26 protein-coding genes are annotated in these 25,347 nt (G+C 69.8%); 7 read left to right on the top strand and 19 right to left on the bottom strand.

Annotated elements, in window-relative coordinates; genetic code table 11:
• Positions 1-107 precede the first annotated feature (107 nt).
• From ACZ4S3_RS18050 to ACZ4S3_RS18040, 3 genes are all read right to left on the bottom strand, one after another.
• Entirely contained in the window at positions 108-518 is a 411-nt protein-coding gene (locus ACZ4S3_RS18050; RefSeq protein WP_467934629.1) for a hypothetical protein, read from the bottom strand.
• A gap of 148 nt (positions 519-666) precedes the next feature.
• A complete protein-coding gene (gene rph / locus ACZ4S3_RS18045; protein WP_467934625.1) occupies positions 667-1,398 on the bottom strand; it encodes a ribonuclease PH in 732 nt (243 codons plus the stop codon).
• 138 nt (positions 1,399-1,536) lie between these two features.
• Complete coding sequence (locus ACZ4S3_RS18040) at positions 1,537-1,776, bottom strand: PTS sugar transporter subunit IIB (protein WP_467934621.1); 240 nt, start codon at positions 1,774-1,776, stop codon at positions 1,537-1,539.
• Positions 1,777-2,065: 289 nt separating this feature from the next.
• On the opposite strand from ACZ4S3_RS18040, the gene ACZ4S3_RS18035 reads away from it, so the two are divergent.
• Positions 2,066-3,391, top strand: coding sequence for a PTS transporter subunit EIIC (locus tag ACZ4S3_RS18035; protein ID WP_467935550.1), 1,326 nt, complete (start codon positions 2,066-2,068; stop codon positions 3,389-3,391).
• A gap of 225 nt (positions 3,392-3,616) precedes the next feature.
• Positions 3,617-4,870 carry a PTS transporter subunit EIIC gene (locus ACZ4S3_RS18030; protein ID WP_467934617.1) on the top strand — a complete coding sequence of 418 codons (1,254 nt, stop codon included), beginning with the start codon at positions 3,617-3,619 and terminating at the stop codon, positions 4,868-4,870.
• A 180-nt stretch (positions 4,871-5,050) separates the two neighbouring features.
• On the opposite strand, the gene ACZ4S3_RS18025 is transcribed toward ACZ4S3_RS18030, so the two are convergent.
• The 8 genes from ACZ4S3_RS18025 to clpS form a co-directional block, all read right to left on the bottom strand.
• Positions 5,051-5,803 (bottom strand): MBL fold metallo-hydrolase, encoded by a 753-nt coding sequence (locus tag ACZ4S3_RS18025; RefSeq protein ID WP_467934612.1) that lies wholly within the window; start codon positions 5,801-5,803, stop codon positions 5,051-5,053.
• Positions 5,804-6,222: 419 nt separating this feature from the next.
• A complete protein-coding gene (locus tag ACZ4S3_RS18020) occupies positions 6,223-7,173 on the bottom strand; it encodes a PLP-dependent cysteine synthase family protein (RefSeq protein ID WP_467934608.1) in 951 nt (316 codons plus the stop codon).
• Between the two features lie 2 nt (positions 7,174-7,175).
• A complete protein-coding gene (locus tag ACZ4S3_RS18015) occupies positions 7,176-7,454 on the bottom strand; it encodes a MoaD/ThiS family protein (RefSeq protein ID WP_467934605.1) in 279 nt (92 codons plus the stop codon).
• A gap of 139 nt (positions 7,455-7,593) precedes the next feature.
• Positions 7,594-7,767 carry a putative leader peptide gene (locus ACZ4S3_RS18010; RefSeq protein ID WP_107426016.1) on the bottom strand — a complete coding sequence of 58 codons (174 nt, stop codon included), beginning with the start codon at positions 7,765-7,767 and terminating at the stop codon, positions 7,594-7,596.
• Positions 7,768-7,875: 108 nt separating this feature from the next.
• A complete protein-coding gene (locus tag ACZ4S3_RS18005; protein WP_467934599.1) occupies positions 7,876-8,301 on the bottom strand; it encodes a M67 family metallopeptidase in 426 nt (141 codons plus the stop codon).
• Between the two features lie 127 nt (positions 8,302-8,428).
• The gene (locus ACZ4S3_RS18000) at positions 8,429-9,859 is read right to left on the bottom strand and encodes an amino acid permease (RefSeq protein WP_467934595.1); all 1,431 of its coding nucleotides are present in this window, start codon (positions 9,857-9,859) and stop codon (positions 8,429-8,431) included.
• 404 nt (positions 9,860-10,263) lie between these two features.
• Complete coding sequence (locus tag ACZ4S3_RS17995; protein ID WP_467934591.1) at positions 10,264-10,854, bottom strand: DUF2017 domain-containing protein; 591 nt, start codon at positions 10,852-10,854, stop codon at positions 10,264-10,266.
• Positions 10,854-11,162: an ATP-dependent Clp protease adapter ClpS gene (gene clpS / locus ACZ4S3_RS17990; RefSeq protein ID WP_467934588.1), complete on the bottom strand. Its 309-nt coding sequence runs from the start codon at positions 11,160-11,162 to the stop codon at positions 10,854-10,856. Before clpS ends, ACZ4S3_RS17995 begins: the two co-directional genes overlap by 1 nt.
• Before the next feature lie 109 nt (positions 11,163-11,271).
• Here clpS and ACZ4S3_RS17985 point away from each other — a divergent pair, with 109 nt between their 5' ends.
• Both ACZ4S3_RS17985 and ACZ4S3_RS17980 read left to right on the top strand, forming a co-directional pair.
• On the top strand, positions 11,272-12,600 hold the full coding sequence (locus ACZ4S3_RS17985) for a nicotinate phosphoribosyltransferase (protein WP_467934584.1): 1,329 nt from the start codon (positions 11,272-11,274) through the stop codon (positions 12,598-12,600).
• 109 nt (positions 12,601-12,709) lie between these two features.
• Complete coding sequence (locus tag ACZ4S3_RS17980; RefSeq protein WP_467934580.1) at positions 12,710-13,306, top strand: isochorismatase family protein; 597 nt, start codon at positions 12,710-12,712, stop codon at positions 13,304-13,306.
• A 46-nt stretch (positions 13,307-13,352) separates the two neighbouring features.
• On the opposite strand, the gene ACZ4S3_RS17975 is transcribed toward ACZ4S3_RS17980, so the two are convergent.
• Positions 13,353-13,715 carry a hypothetical protein gene (locus tag ACZ4S3_RS17975; RefSeq protein WP_467935549.1) on the bottom strand — a complete coding sequence of 121 codons (363 nt, stop codon included), beginning with the start codon at positions 13,713-13,715 and terminating at the stop codon, positions 13,353-13,355.
• A 122-nt stretch (positions 13,716-13,837) separates the two neighbouring features.
• Positions 13,838-16,228: an immune inhibitor A domain-containing protein gene (locus ACZ4S3_RS17970; protein ID WP_467934578.1), complete on the bottom strand. Its 2,391-nt coding sequence runs from the start codon at positions 16,226-16,228 to the stop codon at positions 13,838-13,840.
• Between the two features lie 429 nt (positions 16,229-16,657).
• On the opposite strand from ACZ4S3_RS17970, the gene ACZ4S3_RS17965 reads away from it, so the two are divergent.
• The gene (locus ACZ4S3_RS17965) at positions 16,658-16,942 is read left to right on the top strand and encodes a hypothetical protein (RefSeq protein WP_467934574.1); all 285 of its coding nucleotides are present in this window, start codon (positions 16,658-16,660) and stop codon (positions 16,940-16,942) included.
• 16 nt (positions 16,943-16,958) lie between these two features.
• Here the strand turns inward: ACZ4S3_RS17965 and ACZ4S3_RS17960 are convergent, their stop codons facing one another.
• A complete protein-coding gene (locus ACZ4S3_RS17960; protein ID WP_467934571.1) occupies positions 16,959-17,690 on the bottom strand; it encodes an RDD family protein in 732 nt (243 codons plus the stop codon).
• Positions 17,691-17,834: 144 nt separating this feature from the next.
• Positions 17,835-19,457 (bottom strand): RDD family protein, encoded by a 1,623-nt coding sequence (locus ACZ4S3_RS17955; protein ID WP_467934566.1) that lies wholly within the window; start codon positions 19,455-19,457, stop codon positions 17,835-17,837.
• A gap of 239 nt (positions 19,458-19,696) precedes the next feature.
• On the opposite strand from ACZ4S3_RS17955, the gene ACZ4S3_RS17950 reads away from it, so the two are divergent.
• A complete protein-coding gene (locus tag ACZ4S3_RS17950; RefSeq protein WP_467934562.1) occupies positions 19,697-20,170 on the top strand; it encodes an SsgA family sporulation/cell division regulator in 474 nt (157 codons plus the stop codon).
• Between the two features lie 18 nt (positions 20,171-20,188).
• On the opposite strand, the gene ACZ4S3_RS17945 is transcribed toward ACZ4S3_RS17950, so the two are convergent.
• The 4 genes from ACZ4S3_RS17945 to hppD all read right to left on the bottom strand — a co-directional run bounded on the left by ACZ4S3_RS17945 (position 20,189) and on the right by hppD (position 24,747).
• On the bottom strand, positions 20,189-21,655 hold the full coding sequence (locus ACZ4S3_RS17945) for a dihydrolipoyl dehydrogenase family protein (protein WP_467934558.1): 1,467 nt from the start codon (positions 21,653-21,655) through the stop codon (positions 20,189-20,191).
• Between the two features lie 73 nt (positions 21,656-21,728).
• On the bottom strand, positions 21,729-22,019 hold the full coding sequence (locus ACZ4S3_RS17940; protein WP_467934555.1) for a hypothetical protein: 291 nt from the start codon (positions 22,017-22,019) through the stop codon (positions 21,729-21,731).
• A 107-nt stretch (positions 22,020-22,126) separates the two neighbouring features.
• On the bottom strand, positions 22,127-23,491 hold the full coding sequence (locus ACZ4S3_RS17935; RefSeq protein WP_467934552.1) for an FAD-binding oxidoreductase: 1,365 nt from the start codon (positions 23,489-23,491) through the stop codon (positions 22,127-22,129).
• 101 nt (positions 23,492-23,592) lie between these two features.
• A complete protein-coding gene (gene hppD / locus ACZ4S3_RS17930; protein ID WP_467934548.1) occupies positions 23,593-24,747 on the bottom strand; it encodes a 4-hydroxyphenylpyruvate dioxygenase in 1,155 nt (384 codons plus the stop codon).
• 129 nt (positions 24,748-24,876) lie between these two features.
• On the opposite strand from hppD, the gene ACZ4S3_RS17925 reads away from it, so the two are divergent.
• Positions 24,877-25,344: an Lrp/AsnC family transcriptional regulator gene (locus tag ACZ4S3_RS17925; RefSeq protein ID WP_401469561.1), complete on the top strand. Its 468-nt coding sequence runs from the start codon at positions 24,877-24,879 to the stop codon at positions 25,342-25,344.
• Positions 25,345-25,347: the final 3 nt, after the last annotated feature.

The raw sequence follows: 25,347 nt of genomic DNA, 5'->3' as shown, positions 1-25,347 counted from the left end.
TTGGATTTCCCCGGGGCGGGGGGCTGTTCCTGGGGCGGGAGAGGCGGTCCCTGCGGTGGGTGGGGCTGACCCCGGGGCGGAAGGGGCTGACCCCGGGGTGGGAGGGGTCAGCCGGGGGTGCAGACCTTGGTGATGTCGCCGGCCGCGTCGGTGATGGGCTGCAGGTCGGGGGCCTTGGCGTCCTTGATGGACTTGCGGGCGTTCTTGATGCCGGTGTTCATCTTGTCGATGGCCGCGGAGAGGTCCGGGTCGCTCGACGAGTCGCGGACCTTTTTGAGGTTCTGGTCGATGTCGTCGAGGGCCTGCTCGGCCTTTTGCGGGTCGTCGAGGGAGTTCTGGGCGGCCTGCTGGAGCTTGTCGACGGCGTTGACGACGGCGGTGGCGGTGCCGGCGCAGTCCATGGCCTTGTTGACCGCGCCGCAGGCGGAGAGCAGCGGTATCGCGAGGGCCGCGGCGGTCAGTGCGACGAGTGCGGCGGCGGGACGGCGGCGGGTGTGGCGGGGCGTACGCGGGGACATGGGGCGGTTCCTTCCTTGGTCATGAGCGGGCAAAGAAAGAAACGCGTGGCGCCCCGTTTTGGTTGACGGGGCGCCAGGGAGAAACGACGGGAGGAGCGAAGACCGGACAGGTCGAACAGAAGGGCGGGCGGCCCCGGTCCCGGTCCTGTCAGAGCGTTCGCGCCAGCGCCTCCCGCTGCAGGGTGTCGAGTTCGGCGCAGCCGGTGACGGCGAGGTCGAGGAGGGCGTTGAGTTCGTCGCGGGAGAAGGGTTCGGCTTCGGCGGTGCCCTGGACCTCGACGAAACGGCCGTCGCCGGTGGTGACGACGTTCATGTCGGTTTCGGCGCGGACGTCTTCCTCGTAGCAGAGGTCGAGGAGCGGGATGCCGGCCACGATGCCGACGCTGACGGCGGAGACGGTGCCGGTCAGCGGCTGGCGGCCGTGCTTGATGAGCTTTTTGCCCTGGGCCCAGGTGATGGCGTCGGCGAGGGCGACGTAGGCGCCGGTGATGGCGGCGGTGCGGGTGCCGCCGTCGGCCTGGAGGACGTCGCAGTCGAGGACGATGGTGTTTTCGCCGAGGGCCTTGAAGTCGATGACGGCGCGCAGTGAGCGGCCGATGAGGCGGCTGATCTCGTGGGTGCGGCCGCCGATCTTGCCGCGTACGGATTCGCGGTCGCCGCGGGTGTTGGTGGAGCGGGGCAGCATCGAGTATTCGGCGGTGACCCAGCCTTCGCCGCTGCCCTTGCGCCAGCGCGGGACGCCTTCGGTGACGGAGGCGGTGCAGAAGACCTTGGTGTCGCCGAAGGAGATGAGGACGGAGCCTTCGGCGTGCTTGCTCCAGCCGCGCTGGATGGTGACCGGGCGGAGCTGTTCGGGTGTGCGGCCGTCGATGCGAGACATGGCGTAGACCCTATCGGGAATGGCGAGGGCCCCGTTCCGGTGGTGGTGATGCGGCCGGATCGGGGCCCTGCGGTCGGCTGCGCTCAGCGGCGGCCGCTGTGGACTGCCGGGGTTGGCCGGGTGAGCTCGGTGCTCAGCTCACATCATGTCTTCGATCTCGCCGGCGATGGGGTCGGCGTCGGTGCCGATGACGACCTGGATCGCGGTGCCCATCCTGACGACGCCGTGGGCGCCGGCGGCCTTGAGGGCGGCCTCGTCGACGAGGTCGGGGTTGGCGACTTCGGTGCGGAGGCGGGTGATGCAGCCCTCGACCTCTTCGATGTTGTCGAGTCCGCCGAGCCCGGCGACGATCTTCTCAGCCTTGGTGGCCATGTCCACTCCTGCATGTCTCGGCCGTCGGCGGCTCCGCCGAGCGGTTTTTCCACCGTAATGCACGTACCTGGGCGCCTATATACGTCTGTGCACGTTCAGCCCATCTCCATGGGCGGTTGTGTGCCATCTGGCGAAAGATGGCGATCACTCGGAGTGCGTGCCGAGCTGCCGGCACGTGCTCCCAAGTGGTCTACACCACCAGTATGCGGCAAGCACCAGGGCGGTTGTCGACAGGCCGTATCGAGGGACCGTGTCGACGGATCGCATCGCGGGGCCGGCCGCAGGGAGGACGGCGATGAGTTCGAATGCTGCGGCGGCGGAGCCGAGGAAGCGGCCGGCGAAGACATGGGGAGCGGCTCTCTTTCAGGGCATGCAGAAGCTGGGCCGCAGCCTTCAGCTGCCGATTGCCGTTCTGCCCGCCGCGGGCATTCTCAACCGTCTCGGCCAGCCGGATGTGTTCGGTGCGGACGGGCTGGGCTGGGACGACGTCGCCAAGGTGTTCGCGGGTGCGGGTGGCGCGCTGCTGGATTCGGGGCTGGGGCTGCCGCTGCTGTTCTGCATCGGTGTGGCGATCGGGATGGCGAAGAAGGCGGACGGCTCGACGGCGCTGGCCGCGGTGGCGGGCTTTCTCGTCTATTACTCGGTGCTGCATCAGTTCCCGGTGATCTGCGGTGCGGGGCAGACCTTCACGCAGGCGGGGCCGTGGGGCGGGGTGTGCGTCGACAAGGGCGGGAAGGCCGCACAGGCGACCTTTCAGAATCCGGGGGTTTTCGGCGGCATTGTCATGGGGTTTCTCGCGGCCTGGTTCTGGCAGCGGCTGCACCGGGTGCGGCTGGTGGACTGGCTGGGCTTCTTCAACGGCCGCCGGCTCGTACCGATCGTCATGGCGTTCATCGGCCTGGCCTTCGCGGTGGTGTGCCTGTGGGTCTGGCCGCCGATCGGCGACGCGCTGACCAGCTTCAGCGAATGGCTGACCGGCCTGGACTGGCTCGGGTCGGGGCTTTTCGGTGTCGCGAACCGGGCGCTGCTGGTGATCGGCCTGCACCAGTTCCTGAACACCTTTGTGTGGTTCCAGTTCGGCAGTTATACGGAGCCGGACGGCACGGTTGTCCACGGTGACATCAACCGGTTCCTGGCGGGCGATCCGACCGCCGGCCAGTTCACCACCGGCTTCTTCCCGATCATGATGTTCGCGCTTCCGGCGGCGGCGCTGGCCATTGCGCACTGCGCCAAGCCGCATCGCCGTAAGGAGATCTCCGGGATGATGCTGTCGGTCGGCCTGACGTCGTTCGTGACGGGTGTGACCGAGCCGATCGAGTATTCGTTCCTGTTCGTCGCGCCGGTGCTGTACGTGTTCCATGCGCTGCTGACCGGCGTGTCGATGGCGGTGAGCTGGGCGCTGGGCGTGCACGACAGCTTCAGTTTCTCGGCGGGGCTGATCGATTACGTCATCAACTGGGGGCTGGCGACCAAGCCCTGGCTGATCCTGCCGATCGGGGCGTGTTTCGCGGTCGTCTATTACGCGGTTTTCCGGTTCGTGATCACGAAATTCAATCTGCCGACGCCGGGCCGCGAGCCGGACGAGGTGGGGGATGCCATGGAGGAGGCGAACGTCAAGTAGGCGGCCGGTGCCCCGTGGTGAAGGCCCTCGAGTCTGCGGACTCGGGGGCTTTCGTCGTGTGGCCCACGCCACTTGGAAGAACGGATTCCTTTGTGCCGGGACGGCGTGCTAAGAATGGTCTAAACCACCAGTGGTGTAGACCAAGGTGTAGACCAAAGACCAGGGTAGACCAATCAGCGGGCCGTCCCCCTCTTTCCGAGTGCCCGCCTCACCAGGAGGAATCCGATGAGTTCGGACACGGCCGCGAAGGCGGCCCCCGCAAAGAAGCGGGGAGCGGGCCTGATCCAGGGCCTGCAGAAGGTCGGCCGCAGCCTCCAGCTGCCGATTGCCGTCCTGCCCGCCGCCGGCATCCTCAACCGCCTCGGCTACGAAGACGTCTTCGGCGCCAAGGGCCTTGGCTGGATGAGCGTCAGCAAGGTCTTCAGCGCGGCCGGCGGCGCGGTCTTCGACAATCTGCCGCTGCTGTTCTGCATAGGCGTGGCCATCGGCTTCGCGAAGAAGGCCGATGGCTCGACGGCGCTCGCCGCCCTGGTCGGTTTCCTGGTCTACAGCAATGTCCTCAAGGCGTTCCCGGTCACCGAGGGCCACATCGAAAAGGGCGAGTGGGTCGAGCCGGTCCTCAACAACCCCGGCGTCCTCGGCGGCATCGTGATGGGTCTGCTGGCCGCGGTCCTGTGGCAGCGCTATCACCGCAAGAAGCTGGTCGAGTGGCTCGGCTTCTTCAACGGCCGCCGGCTCGTACCGATCATCATGGCCTTCGTCGGCACCGCCGTCGGCGTGCTCTTCCTGCTGATCTGGGGCCCCGTCGGCGACGCCATCTCCAGCTTCGGCGAGTGGATGACCGGCCTGGGAGCGGGCGGCGCCGGCCTGTTCGGCCTGATCAACCGGGGACTGCTGCCGATCGGTATGCACCAGTTCGTGAACACCGTCTCGTGGTTCCAGCTCGGTGACTTCACCGACGCCGCGGGCCACGTCGTGCACGGCGACATCGCCCGCTTCTTCGCCAAGGACCCGTCCGCCGGACAGTTCATGTCGGGCTTCTTCCCGATCATGATGTTCGGTCTGCCGGCCGCCGCGCTGGCCATCGCGCACACCGCCCGCCCCGAGCGCCGCAAGGCAGTCATGGGCATGATGGTCTCGCTGGCGCTGACCTCCTTCGTCTGCGGTATCACCGAGCCGATCGAGTTCTCGTTCATGTTCATCGCCCCGGTGCTGTACGCCATCCACGCCGTGCTGACCGCCATCTCGATGGCCGTGACCTGGGCCCTTGGCGTGCATGACGGCTTCACCTTCTCGGCCGGCGCCATCGACTACGTCATGAACTGGAACCTCGCCACCAACCCCTGGCTGATCATTCCGATCGGCCTGGTCTTCGCGGCGGTCTACTACGTGCTGTTCCGCTTCGCGATCACCAAGTTCAACCTCACCACCCCGGGCCGGGAGCCCGAGGAAGAGGTCGAGGACCTGACGAAGGCGTAGGACCCCGCGACGGCGCAGGCACGCCCGCCGATACGCACGACAGGGCCCCGGAACCGGTACTCGGTTCCGGGGCCCTGTCGTGCTGCGGCGTTCCGGGCGGTGCGTGCGGATCTCGTACGTCGCGGTCCGTGCGGATCCCGTACGTCGCGGTGCGTTCCGATCTCGTACGCCGCGGTGCGTTCAGATCTCGTACGTGGCGCCGGCCTTGGCGACCTCGACCGGGCCGTCGTAGACCTTCTGGGCGTCGCGGATGTTGATGTCCGGGTCGGTCCACGGCGGGATGTGGGTCAGCACCAGGCGGCCGACGCCGGCGCGGCGGGCCTGTTCGCCGGCTTCGCGGCCGTTGAGGTGCAGGTCCGGGATGTCTTCCTTGCCGTGGGTGAAGGACGCCTCGCACAGGAAGAAGTCGGTGCCGGCGGCGAGGGTGTCGAGCGCCTCGCAGGGGCCGGTGTCGCCGGAGTAGGTCAGGGAGCGGCCGCCGTGCCGGATATGGAAGCCGAACGCCTCGACCGGGTGGCGGACCCGTTCGGAACGGATCGTGAACGGGCCGATGGTCTGGGTACCGGGCTCGAGCGTGCGGAAGTCGAAGACCTCGCTCATCGCCCCGTCGTACGGCAGGTCGGCGTGCGCGACGGTCAGCCGGCGCTCGGTTCCGGCCGGTCCGTAGATCGGCATCGGGGCGCAACGTCCGCCGTCCGGGCGGTAGTAGCGCACGACGAAATAGCCGCACAGGTCGATGCAGTGGTCGGCATGCAGATGCGACAGGAGTACGGCGTCCAGGTCGTAGAGACCGATGTGGCGCTGCATCTCGCCAAGGGCGCCATTGCCCATGTCGATGAGCAGCCTGAAGCCGTCGGCCTCCACGAGGTAGCTCGAGCAGGCCGATTCCGTGGAAGGGAACGACCCCGAGCATCCGACGACAGTGAGCTTCATGCGGGCGTGAACCTCCGTGGGCAAGGGGCGGCGGGGTAGGGGGCTCCCCTGCTCAGCTCGGGGAAGTCCATGCGGGGCTTCTCGGCGGGTCCTTGCCGGTGTGTGCCAGGTCTTGGGTGGTCCTTGCAGTGCCCACGAGCGTAAGGCGCAAAAGGTCCGGTGGCGCCTTCAGCGGGGCGAGCTGTGGGCGGAATCACCAGTCCGGGTGGGGCCATGCGTCGTGGTTCCGGCGGTCTTCGATTCCTTGTCCGGCCCGCGCGGGGAAGCACCTCCGCCGCACGCCCGGAGGTGCCCCCGGGGCTGCGCCGTCGTGGCGCGGCGCGGCGCCGGAAATGGCCCGCCGCCGCGGCGAGGCGCCACGGCGGCGAGGGTCTGCGGGAAGGCGGGGCGGCGGGGGCGCCGCGTACGGCTGTACGGGGCTAGGCCCAGAGCTGCCCGTGCAGAGCGGCGATCGCCGCCTGGGTCGACTCGGCGGTGTAGACGCCGGTCGAGAGGTACTTCCAGCCGCCGTCGGCGACGACGAAGACGATGTCGGCGCTCTCGCCCGCCTTGACGGCCTTCTTGCCGACGCCGATCGCGGCGTGCAGGGCCGCGCCGGTGGAGATGCCCGCGAAGATGCCTTCTTCGGCGAGGAGTTCGCGGGTGCGGCGGACCGCGTCCTCGGAGCCGACCGAGAAGCGGGTGGTCAGGACGGACTCGTCGTAGAGCTCGGGGATGAAGCCCTCGTCGAGGTTGCGCAGGCCGTAGACGACGTCGTCGTAGCGCGGCTCGGCGGCGACGATCTGGACGCCGGGGACCTGCTCGCGCAGATAGCGGCCGACGCCCATCAGGGTGCCGGTGGTGCCCAGGCCGGCCACGAAGTGGGTGACGGAGGGGAGGTCGGCGAGGATTTCGGGGCCGGTGGTGGCGTAGTGCGCTCCGGCGTTGTCGGGGTTGCCGTACTGGTAGAGCATCACCCAGTCGGGGTGTTCGGCGGCCAGCTCCTTGGCGACCCGGACGGCGGTGTTGGAGCCGCCGGCCGCGGGCGAGGAGATGATCTCGGCGCCCCACATGGCGAGCAGCTCGCGCCGCTCGGAGGAGGTGTTCTCCGGCATGACGCACACCATGCGGTAGCCCTTGAGCTTGGCCGCCATGGCGAGCGAGATGCCGGTGTTGCCGCTGGTGGGCTCGAGGATCGTGCAGCCGGGGGTGAGCCGGCCGTCCTTCTCGGCCTGCTCGATCATGTGGAGCGCGGGCCGGTCCTTGACCGAGCCCGTGGGGTTGCGGTCCTCCAGCTTGGCCCAGATGCGGACGTCGTCGGAGGGCGAGAGGCGCGGGAGGCGGACGAGAGGGGTGTTCCCGACCGCCGCCAGCGGGGAGTCGTACCGCACTGTCAGACCATTCCGCCGGCCACGGCCGGGAGGATCGTGACGCTGTCGCCGTCGGCCAGCTTGGTGGAGATGCCCTCGAGGAAGCGCACGTCCTCGTCGTTGAGGTAGACGTTCACGAAGCGGCGCAGCTGCTCGCCGTCGACGAGGCGCTCGCGGATGCCGGCGTGCCGGGTCTCCAGGTCGGCGAAGAGGTCGGCGAGGGTCTCGCCGCTGCCCTCGACGGCCTTCTCGCCGTCGGTGTAGGTGCGCAGGATGGTCGGGATTCGGACCTCGATGGCCATGGGAGTGCTCCTGTCGGAGGGTGGTGGTGGGGGCTGTGCGTCCCGGGTGCACGGCGGTACGGGCGTGCCGGGGGCGTCGGGTGACGCGGGAGGTGCGGGGTGCCGGGTGGGCGCGCGCCGTGCGTCGGCGTGGACCGGGTCAGGCGGCGGCGCAGCGCGGACAGATGGCGCTGGAAAGGCGGCACAGATCGACGTGCAGCCGTGCGGCTCCGCAGCCGAACGCGCCCAGCAGGGCAGATGCGGAGCGACGCGTGGCGAGCGGAGCGAGCAGCAGCATGCCCGGCCTCTTCTCGCTCACGTCGTGGTCAACCATGCGGTCATCGTATCGATTCCCGGTCCGGGTATTGGAACCTCGTCCCATGATGCGGACGGTCGGTGTACGTCAGGTGGGACGCGATCTTGGGATGCGGCGGCGGGGGCGTCAGGAGTATGCCGCCACGACCTCGACTTCTTCCTCGGTGACCTGGCCGTCGACGATCCGGAACGAGCGGAACTGGAAGGGTCCGGCGTCGTCGGTGTCGGCGGTGGATACCAGGACATAGTGGGCGCCTGGCTCGTTGGCGTACGAGAGGTCGGTGCGCGAGGGGTAGGCCTCGGTGGCGGTGTGCGAGTGGTAGATGATCACCGGCTCCTCGTCCCGGTCATCCATCTCGCGGTAGAGCTTGAGCAGGTCGGCGGAGTCGAATTCGTAGAAAGTGGGCGAGCGGGCGGCGTTCAGCATCGGGATGAACCGCTCGGGGCGGCCGCTGCCGGCCGGGCCCGCGACCACACCGCAGGCCTCGTCGGGGTGGTCCTGGCGGGCGTGCTCGACGATCTGGTCGTGGAGAGCCTTGGTGAGGGTCAGCATGCGGCCAGGATAAGAGGGGCACGCAAGCTCGGTTGAGGGTGGTGGCGGGCGGCGGGCGGACAGCAGAGGGCCCGTACGTACCGAGGGATGGTACGTACGGGCCCGCATGCTGGACGGTTCTGGCCGGTCAGTCCTTCTTGGCCAGGGCGGCGGCCGCGTCCCGCCGCTTGATGGCCAGGTAGCCGGCGGCCAGGATGAGGGCCCACACCGGGGCGGCGTAGAGCGAGATCCGGGCGTCCGGGTCGATGCCCATCATCACGATCACCATGCCGATGAAGGCCAGCGCGAAGATCGAGGTGTACGGGGCGCCGGGGGCCTTGAACTCGGACTGCGGGAGTTCGCCGCGGTTCGCCTTGGCGCGGTAGCGCAGCTGCGAGAGCAGGATGACGATCCAGGCCCACATACCGGAGATGGTGGCGAAGGAGACGACGTAGTTGAACGCGTCGCCGGGCCACTGGTAGTTGATCCAGACGCCGGCCAGCATCATCGCGACCGAGACGCCGGTGCCCCAGGTGGGCAGGCCGGTCTTGCTGAGCTTGGTGAAGAGCTTCGGGCCCTGGCCGTTGAGCGCGAGGTCGCGCAGCATCCGGCCGGTGGAGTACATACCGGAGTTGGCCGAGGAGAGCGCGGCGGTCAGCACGACGAAGTTCACGATGGCCGCGCCGGCCGGCAGGCCGATCCTGCCGAATGCGGCGACGAACGGGCTGACGTCCGGGGTGAAGTACTTCCAGCTGACGACGGACAGGATGATGACGAGCGAGCCGATGTAGAAGAGGCCGATCCGCCACGGCACGGTGTTGATCGCCTTGGGCAGGACCTTCTTCGGGTTGGTCGCCTCGCCCGCGGTGACGCCGACGAGTTCGACGGCGAGGAAGGCGAACATCACGATCTGCAGCGTCATCAGCGTGCCGCCGATGCCCTTGGGGAAGAAGCCGCCGTCGTTCCACAGGAGGGAGAAGGAGGCGGTGTCACCGGCGTCGGAGAAGCCGAGGATGATGACGCCGAGGCCGATCAGGATCATGCCGATGATCGCGGTGACCTTGACCATCGAGAACCAGAATTCCAGCTCGCCGAAGAGCTTTACGGAAATCAGGTTGATGCCGAAGAGCGCGACGGTGAAGACCAGGGCCGAGACCCAGGGTGGTATGCCCTTGTTCCAGTACTGCACATAGTGGGCTGCCGCGGTCACTTCCGTGATGCCGGTGACGACCCAGAAAAGCCAGTACGTCCATCCGGTCACAAAGCCGATGAACGGGCCGAGGAATTCGCGGCCGTACTCGGAGAAGGAGCCGGAAACGGGCCGGTACATGAGCAGTTCGCCCAGGGCCCGCATGATGAAGAAGATGACCAGACCGACGATGGCGTAGGCCAGGATGATGCTCGGTCCGGCTTTGGAGATCGCCTTGCCCGCTCCGAGGAACAGGCCTGTACCGATGGCGCCACCAATGGCGATCATCTGGATCTGGCGGTTTCCCAGACCCCGCTGGTAGCCCTCTTCCGGGGCCTTTCCAGCAGCCTCGTTGCTGTCGTGTTGCTTGTCGACCTGCACAGAGGTCATGAGTGGTGCGCCTTTCTCCATACCGACCCGGTCTGTCCGGATCGGGTCCCGATCCCCCCGGATGGAGTTCCTGTACGCCGACGGTCGGCCGGCTAGCGCTCCCGCGGTGACAGGGGTGGCGTCACGCGCGGCAGGTCGTGAACATTTATCACGGTCCTACGGAGATCAACTAATGTTGGCGTGCGCCAGCTCACATGAAAATCGGGACAAAGGTCAAGGACGGCGGCAAGGCGTGCGCCCCTGGTGACGCGATCGTTATCCGGATTTGAGCATCCGCTGAGCGAACACCAGGCGAACGGCCGGGGCGCATCGGCCGGGCGAAACGCCCGGCTTTCCGCAACCTCGGTCCGATGGATTCAAGCCATGCGCGATTCAGGCCCTGAGCGCTTCAGCTCATGAGTGCTTCAGCCCATGAGGGATTCGACGAGGGTCTCCTGCAGGCCGCCGAGCCAGAGGTAGGCCATCACCATCGGCTTGCGCGGGTCGGTGTCCGGCAGCCGGAGCAGTTCGCCGCCGTCCTCCTCGTCGGTGACCTCCAGGCGGGTGCCGATGGCGAGCCGGAGGTCGTTGAGGGCGCCGAGCCACCGGCGGCATTCGTCGGGCTTCAGCCGCAGCACCGCGCCCTGGTCGAGGCCGGGGCTCAGCGCATCCAGCGCGCGGACCAGCGCGAGGGCGTCCTCGCGTTTGCGTGCGCGCAGGTCGTTCTCGGTGTAGCGGCGGAATTCGGCGGCGGCGGCGCGTACGTCGTCGTCGGGGACGAGGTCGGGGCCGCCGTAGGCGTCGGGGAAGAGGCGGGCCAGGACCGGGTCGGCGGGCGGTTCGCTGGGGCCGTCGTTGAAGATGGCGGCGAGCGGGTCGTCGGTGTCGTCGCTCTCCTCCCCCGGGCCGATCAGTTCCATCAGCTGCACGGCGAGGCTGCGCAGGATGGAGATCTCGACCTCGTCGAGGGCGACGGCGGCACCGCCGTCGGGCAGGGGCTCGAAGTGGCCGGCCATCAGCGGTCCTGCTGAAGGGTCGCCCACAGGCCGTAGCCGTGCATGGCCTGCACGTCGCGCTCCATTTCCTCGCGGCTGCCGCTGGAGACGATCGCGCGGCCCTTGTGATGGACGTCGAGCATCAGCTGGTGGGCCTTGTCCTTGGAGTAGCCGAAGTACGACTGGAAGACGTAACTGACATAGCTCATGAGGTTCACGGGGTCGTTGTGGACGATCGTCACCCATGGGACGTCTGGTTCGGGGACCTCGAACGGTGCCTCGCTCGATTCGGGACGCTCGATCTCCACTGGGACACTCACACGCCCCATGCTGCCACCCGGGGGCGGGCAGCGCACAAATACCCCTCGCGCGGGCCGCGTCGGGGCACCCGCACCTGAAATCGTCAAAGTGACGAGTAATGGGGGTAGCATCGCTCCCATGAACACAGCAGACCTGGGGCTGCCGGTGGCCGTGCCGTCGACTGCGCTCTTCACCGACCAGTACGAACTCACCATGCTGCAGGCCGCGTTGCGGTCCGGGACCGGGGACCGGCACTCCGTCTTCGAGGTCTTCACCCGCCGGCTGCCCGAGGGCCGCCGCTACGGCGTGGTCGCCGGCACCGGCCGGGTGCTGGACGCGGTGGAGAATTTCCGGTTCGACGAGACCATCCTCGGCTTTATGCGGGACCGCGGCATCCTGGACGAGCCGACGCTCCAATGGCTGGCCGACTACCGCTTCAGCGGGGACATCTGGGGCTACCCGGAGGGCGAGGTCTACTTCCCCGGCTCGCCGATCATGCGGGTCGAGGGCAGCTTCGCCGAGGCGGTGCTGCTGGAGACGGTGATCCTCTCGATCCTCAACCACGACTCGGCGGTGGCCGCGGCGGCCTCCCGGATGGCGGTGGCGGCCGGCGACCGGCCGCTGATGGAGATGGGCGCCCGGCGCACCCACGAGCTGTCGGCGGTGGCCGCGGCCCGCGCTGCGTACGTCGGCGGCTTCCACACCACCTCGGACCTGGCGGCCGGCTTCCGCTACAACATCCCCACCGTCGGCACCAGCGCGCACGCCTTCACCCTGCTGCACGACAACGAGCGGGACGCCTTCACGGCGCAGGTGGAGACCCTGGGCAGCGGGACGACGCTGCTGGTGGACACCTTCGACGTCACCGAGGCGGTCCGTACGGCCGTGGAGGTGGCCGGGCCGGGCCTGGGCGCGGTACGGATCGACTCCGGGGACCTGCTGCTGGTCGCCCACCGGGTGCGTCAGCAGCTGGACGAGCTGGGCGCCGAGAAGACCAGGATCGTGGTGACCAGCGACTTGGACGAGTACGCCATCGCCTCGCTGGCCGCCGCCCCCGTGGACGCGTACGGCGTCGGCACCCAGCTGGTGACCGGCAGCGGCCACCCGACCTGCTCGATGGTCTACAAGCTGGTCGCCCGCGCCGACAGCGACGAGCCGGGCGCCCCGCTGCGGCCGGTGGCGAAGAAGTCGCTGGGCGGCAAGACCTCCGTGGGCGGCCGTAAGTGGGCGGCCCGGCGGCCGGACCCGGACGGGGTGGCGGAGGCCGAGGTCATCGGCACCGGCCCGGTGCCGGACGAGCTCGCGGCGCACCAGCTGCTGGTGCCGCTGGTGCGCGGCGGCGAGGTGGTGGCCCGTGAGCCGCTGGACGCCGCCCGCGCACGGCACATCGCCGCCCGCGGCGGGCTGCCGCTGTCGGCGACCCAGCTCTCGCGCGGCGAGCCCGTGCTGCCCACCGAGTACGTCTGACCCACAGGGGCGCGGTAAGCCACTCCCGCAATCGGCGTCGAGTGGCTACCCTCGGTCACATCACCGTTCCGCGCCCCTCCCCCGATTCCCAGCCGGAAGGCACGCACTCATGCACCGGGCATTGATCGTCGTCGATGTGCAGAACGACTTCTGTGAGGGCGGCAGCCTCGCGGTGGCGGGGGGTGCGGATGTCGCCGCGGCCATCACCGATCTGGTGGGCCAGGCGGCCGGCGGCTGCTACCGCCATGTGGTGGCGAGCCGGGACCTCCACATCGACCCGGGCGGCCACTTCTCCGACACCCCGGACTACGAGCGCACCTGGCCGGTGCACTGCCTGGCGGGCAGCGAGGGCAGCAGTTTCCACCCGAACTTCGCGCCGGCCGTCGCCTCGGGCGCCATAGACGCGGTCTTCGACAAGGGTGCCTATTCCGCCGCGTACAGCGGTTTCGAGGGCGCGGACGAGAACGGCACCTCGCTGGCGGACTGGCTGCGCGACCGCGCGGTCACCGAGGTGGATGTGGTCGGCATAGCCACCGACCACTGCGTCCGGGCCACCGCCCTGGACGCGCTGGGCGCCGGGCTGCGCACCCATGTCCTGCTGGATCTGACCGCGGGGGTGGCCGCGGCGACCACGGAGCGGGCGCTGGAGGAGCTGCGGGCGGCGGGCGCGGAGCTGACCGGGAAGCCGGTGATCGTCGGCGGCTGAGCGCCGCGGGCGGCGGGGCCGGAGACGGCCGCGCCGCCCGGAGAGCTCAGCCGGCCGCCCGCACCGGCGCCGCCGGGGCCACCGGCGCCCGCAGCAGGGCCCGTATCGGATGCCAGGACTCGGTGTCGTCGTCCGGCGCCTCGCGCCAGACCAGGCCGTCGGGATGGTGCAGTACGGCCGTCACCTCGTCCGGTGTCGGCGGCTCGGAATTGCCGCGCAGGTAGACGGCCCGCAGTCCGTGGTTGCGCAGCCTGGTCAGGGCGCGCTGGCGGTTCGCGGCGTGGACCAGGACCCGTACGCGGCAGCCGCAGTCGTACAGGCCCGAGCGCGCGCCGTGGGGCGGTCTGGGCAGCGAGAGGGCGACCACCACGCTTCCGCCAGGAAGCCTGATGAAGCCGCCGCCGGTCATTGTCATATCTCCCCCGTGAGACTTCGCGTCAACAAGGAACTCGTAAGACGCATCTAAACGCGAACGGCCGCCACCCGCCAAGGGGTAACGGCCGATTCGCTTCTGACCTGCGGTTTTATCGTTTACTTACCTGCGGGGCCGACGAGGACGATCACCGCGGAGCCGTTCGGGGCCTCCTTGGCGATCTTGATCCGGGTGTTGGTGTCAGGGACGATCACCCCGCCGGTCGGGTTCGTCTTGTCGTAGTAGACGCCGTGCCGGTCGTCGAAGACCGTCACACCGCGCTTGGACTTGATCTTGGTGACCTGGCCGTCCTTGTGGAGCGTGAGGGCGTCCGTGCGGGAGCGGGTGAAGGTCGAGTCGTAGGACTGGAAGCGGTTGCGCATCAGCTTGCCGTCGGCCCACTTCTCGGCCCCGGGGTGCGCGTCGACGGGGAGGATCTGCCCGTAACCGGGGTGCTTGCCGACGTTGTTGTCCGGCTGCGAGGTGTCCCACAGCCAGATCAGGACGCCGTTCTGGTACGGGAAGTGCTCCACCCAGCCCGGCTTGGCCGTCGTCCAGCCGAAGTTGTACGGGCCGGCCTTGAGGGTCTTGTCGTACGACACGTACTGGCGGTTCTCGGCGATGTAGTACTGCGGGTAGTCCTTGGTGAAGGACGCGCCGGCGCGCGAAAAGCCGTTGCTGGTCCAGCCGTTGTCGCCGTCCTCGGCGTTGTCGGTGAACAGCGGCGTGCCGTCGGCGACCACGCCGATCGAATCGGCCGCGAAGCCCTTCTGGGCCGCGCCGCCGTCGGTCTGGTAGCGGAAGCGGAGGTCGATCTTCTTGCCCGCGTAGGCGTCCAGCGGGTAGACGAGGTCCTGGTAGGCGGCGACGGTGCCGGTCAGGGCGGGCTTGTCGCTGCCGTCGCGGGGGATGGCCTTGCCGCCCGCGGTGCCGTCGAGGGCCGTCCAGTTGGCGCCGCCGTCGGTGGAGACCTCGGCGTAGAGGTAGTCGTAGTCCTTCTCGATGTCCCACCAGCCCTTGAGGTTGAGGGCGGCCTTGGACTTGCCGGTCAGGTCCACCGGGCGGGTCAGGGTGTTCTTGAGGTCGTTGCCCATGCCGCTCCACCACTGCTTGGTGCCTTCGGCGGGCTGGACGATGTCGGTCTTCACCGCCTTCGCGGGCAGTTCGACGACCACGGCCTGCTTGTGCCGGGTGTTGTACTCGGCGACGCCCAGCTTGTGGACCGACTTCGTCGCGGCCTTCGCCTTGTCGTAGTTGAGCCAGCCCAGCTGCAGCTTGTCCCAGGCGCTCATGTCGCCGGGCAGGTCGCCGATGGAGTTCTTGCCGGTGCCCAGCCAGGAGCCGGACGACATCAGCGACCAGAAGTCCACCGAGGACTCGCCGGCGCCGGTGGTGTCGTACTCGTCCGGCAGGCCCAGGTCATGGCCGTATTCATGGGCGAAGACGCCGAGTCCGCCGTTCTCCGGCTGCATGGTGTAGTCGCCGACCCAGATGCCGGTGTCGCTGATCTGGGTGCCGCCCGCCTTGTTGCCGGTGGGGCCGGTCTTGCCGGCGTCGGTGCCGTAGGCGTACCAGCGGTGCGCCCAGATGGCGCTGGTCTTCTGGGCGCCGCCGCCCGCGGACTCGTCCTCACCGGCGTGCACGATCTGGAAGTGGTCGATATAGCCGTCGGGCTCGTTGAAATTGCCGTCGCCGTCGTGGTCGTAGCGGTCCCACTGGTCGTACTTGGCGAGGTCGGCCTTGATCTGGGCGTCGGTGCGGCCCTTGGCCTTCTGGTCCTTGGCCCACTGGTTGACGCCGTCGCGGATCAGGTCCCAGGCATTGGCGCAGTTGGTCTGGCCGCAGTAGTTGGAACCGTACCGGGCCTCGTTGGAGTCGACCTTGACCCAGTCGGAGACCTCGCCGTCGACGGAATACCGGCCCGAGGACTGCTTCTCGTAGTACTTGGCCAGCGACTCCTTCTTCTTGTCGTGCGAGAAGTAGAGGTCCTGGAAGTGCTTCTGGTTGAAGTCCTTCTGCCAGGCCGTGCTGTTGTCCTTCTTGCGGTCCGGCTGGGCTATCCGGTTGTGCGCCGGGCCCGGGTCGCCGCCGTATTTCTTCACCGGCGGCTGGGGGCCGTCGCCGTCCGGGTCGAACATCGTGGTGTCGTCGACCTTGTCGCCGAAGTCCACCAGGATCGTGAAGATCTTGTCGGTCTTCTGCCGGGCCAGTTCCACGTACTTGCGCCGGTCCAGCTTGACGATCTGCGAGCCGCCGCGCTCGGTCGGCCGCGCGGTGCCGGCCATGACCTGCTCGAGCGCCTCCTTGCGCTGCGCGGCCTGCCGGTCGCTGAACGGGCCCTTGAGGTCGTGGTTCACACTCCGCTCGGGAGCCGGGTCATGGCTCCTGGCGACAGGCGACGGCGCCTGCGCGTCGGCCGTGGCCACCCCCGACGACAAAACGGCCGCCCCGATCGCGGCAACTGCCGTGGCCAGGGCGGCCGGTCTGAACACCCTTCTGTGGTCTCTCACTTGGCGCTGTCCTCCCCTTCGAGCGGTCACTGTTCGACGGCATTCGACCGGAAGCGCGGTGAAAAAGACAGATCTTGACTTGGACATGTTCGGCGAAGTACGTTACTCGGCCTGCGAGTTACGGCTATCGGACACCGGACGGCGGGGCCATGCGGCCGCACGGAGAGCGGTTCCCGTCATCCTTCGACTCTCCTCTGCTCGCCGGTGCATATGCCTCTCGGACATGCGCCCCCTCTCCAGCAGGCCGGACACCGCGTCCCGACTCTTTGCGCGCCCGCCCCGGAGAACCGTGTGCGCCCCTTGCGCACCCGACCGTGGGTTAGGTCACGCTTACTTGCCGTTCCGCTCGGGCAGTAAGGACCGTAGGCTCGTTTGATGGCGCGCCCTTGACCTACACCTCCTGCCGACCCTCCGAGGACGGATCCCGCCATGCCTCGTCCGACCGCCACGCAGCTCGTCTACGGTTCGGCCACCGTCTTTCTCTCCACCCTCGCCATGCTGCTGCTCTCGCAGACGCAGACCGGGATCGGGGTCGCGGTCATCGCCATCGCCGGGCTCGGGCTCGGACTGCTCGTTGCCATGACGGTCCCGATGCCGGGGTCGCCGCGGTGCGCCCGCCGCCCCGCCCTGCGGGCCGAGCCGACCGCCGCGCCCGCCCCGTTGCGGGCCGTGCCCACGCCCGTCGAAGCCGGGGTCAGCGAACACTCGGGCTGAGCGGGCCAGTTGCTCATCAGGCCGTCGAGACCACCACCGTCTTGGCGGCCTTGTCGTGCAGACACTGCTGATACGGCTTGTCCCAGGTGCACCACAGAACGTTGACCAGCCAGAAGAGGAAGCCGCAGCACGGCACGATCTCCGGCAGCGTATAGACCGCGGCCCGGATCCAGCCCGCCTGCCCGGCCGGCACCGCGCCGTTGGAGAGCATCGCGACCCGGATCTTCATCGCCATCTTGCCGACGGTCTGACCCCGGCTGGTGAGCATCAGCCCCTCGTAGAGGAGATACACCAGCATGGTCACGCCCGAGACGGTGGCCTGCTTGCTGGTCTCGACGCTGCTGGTGCTGGTGTAGTTCACCCAGCCGACGATCAGGTTCATGATCAGGGTGACCGGTACGCCGATGATGATCGCGTCGATGATCCGCGCGACGAGCCGGCGGCCGCGGTTCGCCAGCGGCGGCATACCGGCCAGCGGATCGGCCGCGCCGTACTGGCCGCCGTAGGGGTTCTCGGCGTACGGGCTCTCGGAATACGGCTGCCCGGAATGCGGGCCGCCGCCCTGGCCGCCGGCGCCGCCCTGGCCGCCGCCTTCGCCGCCGGCGCCGTCGTGGCGAGGAGCGCCGTTGTAGGGGCCGCCGCCGTCCGGCGGCTCCGGCGGTTCCTGCGGCTCCGGGGCCTTCTTCCGGAACGGATCGTTCTCCGGCGGTTCACCGGAGCCGGGGCCGGGAGGCTGATCGCTGCTCATGGCCCGAGTCGACCGCCTCGGGCGGTCCGCCGCATCCGGCGAAGTCCGTTCGGGGGACGCCCGCCGCGAACAGCCCTCCAAAGGGTCACGGGGGCGCGTCCGTTCGCCGGACACGCCCCCGTGCACACTCCGGGTGAGGCCCCGTCAGTCCGAGGCGTCGGCCGCGTCGGAGGCCACGAACGTCCGCGCGAGCTTGTCGTGCCAGCACTGCCGCCACGGCTGGTCGAACACGCACCACACGGCGTTGACGATCCCGATGGCCAGGACCCCCAGCACGCTGTAGGCGAACCAGCGCTTGACGGCCGCACCGAGCATCGGGGTGTCATGGCTCTCGATGTCCAGCACCCGCACCCCGCACAGCTTCTTGCCCAGGGTGCGGCCCCACTTGAGGGTCGGCAGGATCTCGTAGAGCCCGCCGCCGATCAGCAGGACGGCCAGCACGATGGCGAAGACCGGGGTGGTGGTGCCGTCGAGCAGATAGACCGTCACCTGGCGGCCGGACTGCTTGGCCGCCGTCACCTTGGCGTCGAGGTGGTCCGTGACGGTGCCCCACATCGGGACGGCGACCGCGGCGGTGACCGCGCCCAGCACCGCGGAGTCGATCAGCCGGGCCACGAGGCGGCGGCCGAGGCCCGCCGGATGGCCCTGCTGCGCCTGCGCGGCCGCGAAGAAGACATCGGCGGCCGGCGGCTTCCAGGGGATGACGCCGTCGGCACCGGGGGCGGCACCGCCCTGCGGCGGGAAGCCGGCGGGCGGGGCGGACGCCTGCGGGGCGGGGGCGGCCTGGCCCGGGAACCCCGGCCGGCCGGGGGCGCCCTGCCCGCCGGGGTGCTGCTGCGCCGGGCCGCTGTGCTGCCGGCCGCCCTGCTGCTGCCCGCTGTGCTGCTGCCCGCCCTGCTGCTGCCCGCCGACGGACGGCAGGGCCTGCGGGGCGGCGTTCTGGGGCGCGGCGGACTGCGGGGCACCGGACTGCGGGGCGGCGCCGCCGGGCGGCAGGCGGAACGCCATCGTCTGGTTGCCCTTGGCGGGCGCGCCCTCCTCCGGCCGTACCGCCCGGATCGCGGTGGTGCCCTGGTCCGGGGCGGATCCGCGGCCCGGCTTGACGGCCCGGATCGCGGTGGTGCCCTGGTCGGCGGCGGACCCGCGGCCCGCGTCACCGCCCGGCTTCACGGCGCGGATGGCGACCGTCCCGTCGGCGGGGACCCCGGGCTGACGGGGCGCGGGCGTGGCGGACGACGAGGTGCCGGGCAGGTCACCGGAGTCCGCGGCGCCCTGGTCCGCGCGCTGCGGCGGCACCGCGCCCCAGGAGGCCGCACCGGAGGGGGTGCCGGCCGGGGCCTGACCGGGCTCGGGCGAACCCCAGGAGATCCGCTGGTCGCTCTCGCCGCCGAGGCCGCCCTGCCGGGAGGCGTCGGCCGTCCAGGCAGAGGCCGCTTCCGGGCTGGTGCCGTGCAGCCGGGCCGGGTCGTCCCAGCTCGCGACGGCGGGTGCCGCCTCAGCCGGGCCGCTTCGGTGTACGGCCGGCAGCGAGGCGCCGCCCGTCGTCTCGTCGAGGAAGACCGGGCCGGTCTCCTCGATTGCGGGCGGGGCCGGGGCCGCTCCGGGCGGCGGTGCGGGCATCGCCTCACCCTCGGCCGGGGCCGGCCGGCTGGTGCCCGGCACCCATGCGGCTCCGTTCCAGTACCGGATATAGCCGGGAATGGACGGGTCCGGGTAGAAGCCTGGCGTGGGGCTGTCGCCGGCGGATCCTGAGGTAGGGGCGCTCATGTCCGAAGTCCCGTATCTGTACTCGGCTTGGTGGGTGTGGGGTGCAGTCTGCCGCAACGCGGCGTCCACATCTATCAGACCCCGGGGTGCATCTGTACGGATGCCCGGCCACGAACACCTGGAAGAGGCCCGGGAAAAAAGTTGTGCGAAGTCGTGTAAGGGTCCGGCGGGTGGCGGCTCTCTTCCTCTGCGGGCCCCGTCACGGACGCCCGTACAGGGAGCGAAGAGAGGCGGACGCGATGGACACCGTGGTGGAACGAGAACTCGAACTGGGCCTGGTCCTGTCGCCGGAGCGCAGCATTCCGGTGCCGGCCCGGCTGACGTACCGGACGGCTGACCCCTACGCCGTCCATGTCACCTTTCACGTCGGTTCGGATTCCCCCGTCAACTGGACATTCGCCCGCGAACTGCTCGTCGAGGGGGTGTTCCGGCCGTGCGGCGAGGGGGACGTACGGGTGTGGCCGACGAAGCTGGACGGCCGCAGCCTGGTCTGTATGGCGTTGACGTCGCCGGATGGTGACGCGCTGCTGGAGGCGCCGGCCACGGCGGTCTCGGCCTGGCTGGAGCGGACGCTCCGGGTCGTGCCGCCGGGCTCCGAGCAGGGGCATCTGGGCATCGACAAAGGGCTGAGCGACCTGCTCGCCATGGCGCCGCGCGACGAGGTGCGGGGCGAGACCTGGACGTCGGACGAGTTTCCCGAGGCCGGGGCGTAGCGGGTGGCGGCTTCGGCCTCAGCCCCGGTAGGCCTCCAGCAGCCGCAGCCACACCTCGCTGATCGTCGGAAAGGCGGGCACCGCGTGCCACAGTCGCTCGATCGGGACCTCGCCCACGACGGCGATCGTCGCCGAGTGGAGGAGTTCGCCGACGCCGGGGCCGACGAAGGTGACGCCGAGCAGGACCTCGCGGTCCAGGTCGACGATCATGCGGGCGCGGCCGCGGTAGCCGTCGGCGTACAGGGACGCTCCGGCGACCGCGCCCAGGTCCTGGTCGACGACGCGGATGCGGTAGCCGGCGCGTTCGGCCGCGGCGGCGGTCAGGCCGACCGAGGTGGCTTCGGGTTCGGTGAAGACGACCTGGGGGACGGCGGCGGTGTCGGCGGTGGCGGCGTGGGCGCCCCAGCGGCCGTTGTCCAGGATGGGGACCTGCCGGGCGCGGGCGGCGATCACGGCGCCCGCGATCCGGGCCTGGTATTTGCCCTGGTGGGTCAGCAGGGCGCGGTGGTTGACGTCGCCGACGCCGTAGAGCCAGTTGCCCGGCACGTCCGTCACCCGGCAGCTGTCGTCGACCGTCAGCCAGGAGCCGGGTTCCAGGCCGACGGTCTCCAAGCCGATGTCGTCGGTGTGCGGGGCGCGGCCGGTGGCGATCAGCAGTTCGTCGGCGATGATCTCGTCGCCGGAGTCGCTGGAGTCGTCGGGGTCCAGGACGACGGTGACCGGGCCGCCCGGCGCCTCCCGGCGGACCTCTGTGACCTCGACCCCGGTACGCAGGAACACGCCCGCCTCGGCGAGCGATTCGGCGACGAGACGCCCGGCGAACGGCTCCATCCGGGGCAGCAGTCCGTCGCCGCGTACCAGGAGGGTCACCGAGGCGCCCAGGGCCCGCCAGGCGGTGGCCATCTCCACGCCCACCACGCCGCCGCCGACGACCACCAGGCGGCCCGGTACGGCCTTGGCGCTGGTGGCGTCCCGGCTGGTCCAGGGCTTGGCGTCGGCCAGGCCGGGGATCTGCGGGAGCACCGCGCGGGTGCCGGTGCACACCGCGACGGCGTGCCGGGCGCCGAGCATCCGCCCGTCGACGGACACCTGACGGGGTCCGGCCAGCCGGCCGTGGCCCCGTACGAGATCGATGCCGGCCGAGTCCAGCCAGCGCGCCTGGCCGTCGTCCTTCCAGTAGGAGGCGAAGGCGTCCCGGCGGGCGAGCACGGCGGACGCGTCGAGCGGGCCGGCCGCCGCGTCCGCGATGCCCGCGACGCGGCTCGCGTCGGAGCGGGCGCCGACCGGGCGCAGCAGGGCCTTGCTGGGCATACAGGCCCAGTAGGAGCATTCGCCGCCGACCAGTTCGCTCTCCACGATCGCCACGCTCAGTCCGGCGGCGTGGGCGCGGTCGGCGACGTTCTCGCCGGTGGGCCCGGCCCCCAGCACCAGGACGTCGTACGTGTCGGCCGCTTCGGCCGCTCGGGTGGCTTCGGTGGCTGCCATCGGCTCGTCGCTCTCCCTGCGTGGGCGGGGTGGCCCGGCGGGCCCTTGAGGACATCCTCGGTGCGGGGCGCCGTCAGCGCATCCGGCGTTCGACCGCTTCCTTGGCCTCGGCGAGACCGGAGCCGGTCAGCTCACGGTGCAGCTTGATCGCCTGGATCGTCTTCCCCTGCACCAGCAGCTCGTCGATCGGCTTGAAGTCGGTGGCATCGGGGTCCTCGACGCCGAGGTGTTCCAGCAGCAGGTCCACCTTGCGGTCCAGCCGCTGGAGTCTGCGGTCCATGGTCTTGGAACGGCGGTCGGTGGCCGAGGCCACGATGCCGAAGGTGAGCACGACGAGGGTTATGCCGGGGATCAAGGTCTCCATGGCGGGACTTTCTCACACCGCCGCGGTCGGGAGCATGGCCACGTCAGGGGGTGTGCCCGCCCGCGTCCCCGGAACCGCCCCGGGCGGGCCGCCGCGGCGTGGCGGACTCAGAACAGTTTGCCGGGATTGAGGATCCCCAGCGGGTCGAAGACGTCCTTGATGCCGCGCTGCAACTCCACTCCCACCGGGCCCAGTTCGCGGGCCAGCCACTCCTTCTTCAGGACGCCGACGCCGTGTTCGCCGGTGATGGTGCCGCCCAGTTGGAGGCCGAGGGCCATGATGTCGTCGAAGGACTCGCGGGCCCGGCGGGATTCCTCGGGGTCGGCGGCGTCGAAGCAGACGGTGGGGTGGGTGTTGCCGTCGCCGGCGTGGGCGCAGACGCCGATGGTGAGGCCGTATTTCTCGGCGATGGCGGCGGTGCCCTCGAGCATCTCCGCGAGGCGGGAGCGCGGTACGCAGACGTCGTCGATCATCGTGGCCGACTTGACCTGCTCCAGCGCGGTCAGGGTCAGGCGGCGGGCCTGCAGCAGCAGGTCGGACTCGGCGGCGGTTTCGGCGGGGACGACCTCGGTGGCGCCGGCCGCGGTGCACAGCGCGCCGACGGCGGCGAGGTCGGCGGCCGGCTCGGGGGTGTCGAAGGCGGCCAGGAGGAGGGCCTCGGTGGTGTCGGGGAGGCCCATCTGGGCCATGGCGTTGACGGCGCGGACGCTCGTACGGTCCATCAGCTCCAGCAGCGAGGGGGCGTGGCCGCGGGCCATGATCTCGCAGACCGCTTCGCAGGCGGTGGCGGTGGAGGGGAACTCGGCGGCCAGCGCGAGCTGTTGGGGCGGCTCCGGCTTGAGGGCGAGGACGGCGCGTACGACGATGCCGAGGCTGCCCTCGGAGCCGACGAACAGGCGGGTGAGGTCGTAGCCGGCGACGCCCTTGGCGGTGCGCCGGCCGGTGGTCAGCAGCCGCCCGTCGGCAAGGACCACGTCCAGGCCGAGGACGTATTCGGCGGTGACGCCGTACTTGACGCAGCACAGGCCGCCGGAGGCGGTGCCGATGTTGCCGCCGATGGAGCACTCTTCCCAACTGGAGGGGTCGGGCGGGTAGTAGAGGCCGTGTGCGTTCACGGCGCGGGAGAGGGTGGCGTTGATGACGCCGGGCTCGACCACCGCGATCCGGTCGACGGGGTTGATCTCGATGATCCGGTCCATTTTGACCAGCGAGAGCACGATGCAGCCGTCGGAGGCGTTGGCGGCGCCCGACAGGCCCGTACGCGCCCCCTGGGGGACCACCGGGACGCGCAGCTCGGTGGCGGTGCGCATGACGTGCTGGACCTGGTCCACGGTGCGCGGCAGGACGACGACGGCGGGCGTGCCGGCCTCACAGAAGCTCGCCATGTCGTGGGCGTAGGAGCCGGTGACGTCCGGGTCGGTGAGGATCGCTTCGCCGGGGAGCCCGGCGCGCAGACGTGCGATGAGGTCCATACCCTCAGCCTCGCACCCGTGGGCCGTACACGGAAGATCGGGTACGGCCCGGGGTGGGGGCGCCTCCCCCGCCCGTTCAGGGCTGTGGGGGAGGCCGGCGGTCACAGATTGCCGCGGCGCTCCTGCTCGCGCTCGATGGCCTCGAAGAGGGCCTTGAAGTTGCCCTTGCCGAAGCCCATGGAGCCGTGCCGCTCGATCATCTCGAAGAAGACCGTCGGGCGGTCCTGGACCGGCTTGGTGAAGATCTGCAGCAGATAACCGTCCTCGTCGCGGTCGACCAGGATCTTCAGCTCGCGCAGCGTCTCGACGGGCACCCGGGTCTCGCCCGCCCAGTCGCCGAGGGTGTCGTAGTAGGAGTCGGGGGTGTCCAGGAACTGGACGCCGGCCGCCCGCATGGCGCGTACCGAGGCGACGATGTCGTTGGTGGCCAGGGCGATGTGCTGGACGCCGGGGCCGCCGTAGAACTCCAGGTATTCGTCGATCTGCGACTTCTTCTTGGCGATGGCCGGCTCGTTGAGCGGGAACTTCACCTTGCGGGTGCCGTCCGCGACGACCTTCGACATCAGGGCGGAGTATTCGGTGGCGATGTCGTCGCCGACGAACTCCTTCATATTGGTGAAGCCCATGACGTTGTTGTAGAAGGCGACCCACTCGTTCATCTTGCCGAGTTCGACGTTGCCGACGCAGTGGTCGATCGCCTGGAAGTTCCGCGGGACCGGGGCCACGACCGGGTCGGCGGTGACGAAGCCGGGCAGGTAGGGGCCGTCGTAGCCGGTGCGCTCGACGAGGGTGTGGCGGGTCTGGCCGTAGGTGGCGATGACGGCGCGGACGACGGTTCCGTGCTCGTCCTTTTCCTCGTACGGCTCACGCAGGCCGGTGGCGCCGTGCTCGAGGGCGTAGGCGTAGGCGGCGCGGGCGTCGGGGACCTCGATGGCCAGGTCGATGACACCGTCGCCGTGGGCGGCGACGTGGTCGGCGAGGAAGCGGCCCCAGTCGGTGGTGGGCTTGATGACGGAGGTGAACACGAAGCGGGCGCCGCCGGACTCCAGGACGTAACTGGCGGTCTCGCGGCTGCCGTTCTCCGGTCCGGAGTAGGCGACGCGGGTCATGCCGAAGGCGGTGGAGTAGTAGTGGGCGGCCTGCTTGGCATTGCCCACGGCAAAGACGACCGCATCCATCCCCTTGACCGGGAAAGGGTCCGCCTGTCGGGCCGTGCCGGGGGTGGTGGGCTTGGTGTGCATCGTGGTGTCTGCCATGGCGGCAGAGTCCCCCCGATCCACAAGGTGCGCAATAGTTTCCGTAAGGGATGGGCATTCTGTATAGCGACCAGGCGGTTTTGCCGGGCTATCTGTACATGATGACCATCACAATCGGAGGTGTCGGCGATGGCGATCGATCATTTGGACGGCGCGCTGCTGGAGCTTCTCGCGCGCGAGCCGCGGATCGGGGTCCTGGAGGCGTCGCGGCGGCTGGGGGTGGCGCGCGGGACGGTCCAGGCGCGCCTGGACCGGCTTCAGTCCAATGGAGTGATCAGGGGTTTCGGGCCGGACGTGGACCCGGCCGCGCTCGGCTATCCGGTGACCGCTTTCGCGACGCTGGAGATCAAACAGGGACAAGGCAGCGATGTGCGCGCCCACTTGACGACCGTTCCCGAGGTGCTCGAGCTGCATACAACGACGGGACATGGGGACATGCTCTGCAGGCTGGTCGCGCGTTCCAACGCCGATCTGCAGCGTGTGATCGACCGCGTCGTGGGTTTTGATGGCATTGTGCGGGCTTCGACGGCAATCGTCATGGAAAATCCGGTTCCGTTGCGCATCATCCCCCTGGTGAAGCAAGCATCGGGGGACTGACCG

The sequence above is a fragment of the Streptomyces sp. NPDC028368 genome (assembly GCF_055565615.1).
Note: the sequence above shows the minus strand (reverse complement) of the source record. Positions and strands in the feature narration are given on the sequence as shown.

What these genes read in the sequence shown, in the direction of transcription:
- ACZ4S3_RS17960 (WP_467934571.1), bottom strand. Translation starts at nt 17,690, where the DNA reads ATGAGCAGCGATCAGCCTCCCGGCCCCGGCTCCGGTGAACCGCCGGAG.
- ACZ4S3_RS18005 (WP_467934599.1), bottom strand. Translation starts at nt 8,301, where the DNA reads ATGCTGACCCTCACCAAGGCTCTCCACGACCAGATCGTCGAGCACGCC.
- ACZ4S3_RS17950 (WP_467934562.1), top strand. Translation starts at nt 19,697, where the DNA reads ATGGACACCGTGGTGGAACGAGAACTCGAACTGGGCCTGGTCCTGTCG.
- ACZ4S3_RS17955 (WP_467934566.1), bottom strand. Translation starts at nt 19,457, where the DNA reads ATGAGCGCCCCTACCTCAGGATCCGCCGGCGACAGCCCCACGCCAGGC.
- ACZ4S3_RS17980 (WP_467934580.1), top strand. Translation starts at nt 12,710, where the DNA reads ATGCACCGGGCATTGATCGTCGTCGATGTGCAGAACGACTTCTGTGAG.
- ACZ4S3_RS18035 (WP_467935550.1), top strand. Translation starts at nt 2,066, where the DNA reads ATGAGTTCGAATGCTGCGGCGGCGGAGCCGAGGAAGCGGCCGGCGAAG.
- ACZ4S3_RS18015 (WP_467934605.1), bottom strand. Translation starts at nt 7,454, where the DNA reads ATGGCCATCGAGGTCCGAATCCCGACCATCCTGCGCACCTACACCGAC.
- ACZ4S3_RS17965 (WP_467934574.1), top strand. Translation starts at nt 16,658, where the DNA reads ATGCCTCGTCCGACCGCCACGCAGCTCGTCTACGGTTCGGCCACCGTC.
- ACZ4S3_RS18010 (WP_107426016.1), bottom strand. Translation starts at nt 7,767, where the DNA reads ATGGTTGACCACGACGTGAGCGAGAAGAGGCCGGGCATGCTGCTGCTC.
- ACZ4S3_RS18025 (WP_467934612.1), bottom strand. Translation starts at nt 5,803, where the DNA reads ATGAAGCTCACTGTCGTCGGATGCTCGGGGTCGTTCCCTTCCACGGAA.
- ACZ4S3_RS17935 (WP_467934552.1), bottom strand. Translation starts at nt 23,491, where the DNA reads ATGGACCTCATCGCACGTCTGCGCGCCGGGCTCCCCGGCGAAGCGATC.
- ACZ4S3_RS18030 (WP_467934617.1), top strand. Translation starts at nt 3,617, where the DNA reads ATGAGTTCGGACACGGCCGCGAAGGCGGCCCCCGCAAAGAAGCGGGGA.
- ACZ4S3_RS17985 (WP_467934584.1), top strand. Translation starts at nt 11,272, where the DNA reads ATGAACACAGCAGACCTGGGGCTGCCGGTGGCCGTGCCGTCGACTGCG.
- ACZ4S3_RS17945 (WP_467934558.1), bottom strand. Translation starts at nt 21,655, where the DNA reads ATGGCAGCCACCGAAGCCACCCGAGCGGCCGAAGCGGCCGACACGTAC.
- ACZ4S3_RS17975 (WP_467935549.1), bottom strand. Translation starts at nt 13,715, where the DNA reads ATGACCGGCGGCGGCTTCATCAGGCTTCCTGGCGGAAGCGTGGTGGTC.
- hppD (WP_467934548.1), bottom strand. Translation starts at nt 24,747, where the DNA reads ATGGCAGACACCACGATGCACACCAAGCCCACCACCCCCGGCACGGCC.
- rph (WP_467934625.1), bottom strand. Translation starts at nt 1,398, where the DNA reads ATGTCTCGCATCGACGGCCGCACACCCGAACAGCTCCGCCCGGTCACC.
- ACZ4S3_RS17940 (WP_467934555.1), bottom strand. Translation starts at nt 22,019, where the DNA reads ATGGAGACCTTGATCCCCGGCATAACCCTCGTCGTGCTCACCTTCGGC.
- ACZ4S3_RS18050 (WP_467934629.1), bottom strand. Translation starts at nt 518, where the DNA reads ATGTCCCCGCGTACGCCCCGCCACACCCGCCGCCGTCCCGCCGCCGCA.
- ACZ4S3_RS17925 (WP_401469561.1), top strand. Translation starts at nt 24,877, where the DNA reads ATGGCGATCGATCATTTGGACGGCGCGCTGCTGGAGCTTCTCGCGCGC.
- ACZ4S3_RS18000 (WP_467934595.1), bottom strand. Translation starts at nt 9,859, where the DNA reads ATGACCTCTGTGCAGGTCGACAAGCAACACGACAGCAACGAGGCTGCT.
- ACZ4S3_RS17995 (WP_467934591.1), bottom strand. Translation starts at nt 10,854, where the DNA reads ATGGCCGGCCACTTCGAGCCCCTGCCCGACGGCGGTGCCGCCGTCGCC.
- clpS (WP_467934588.1), bottom strand. Translation starts at nt 11,162, where the DNA reads ATGGGGCGTGTGAGTGTCCCAGTGGAGATCGAGCGTCCCGAATCGAGC.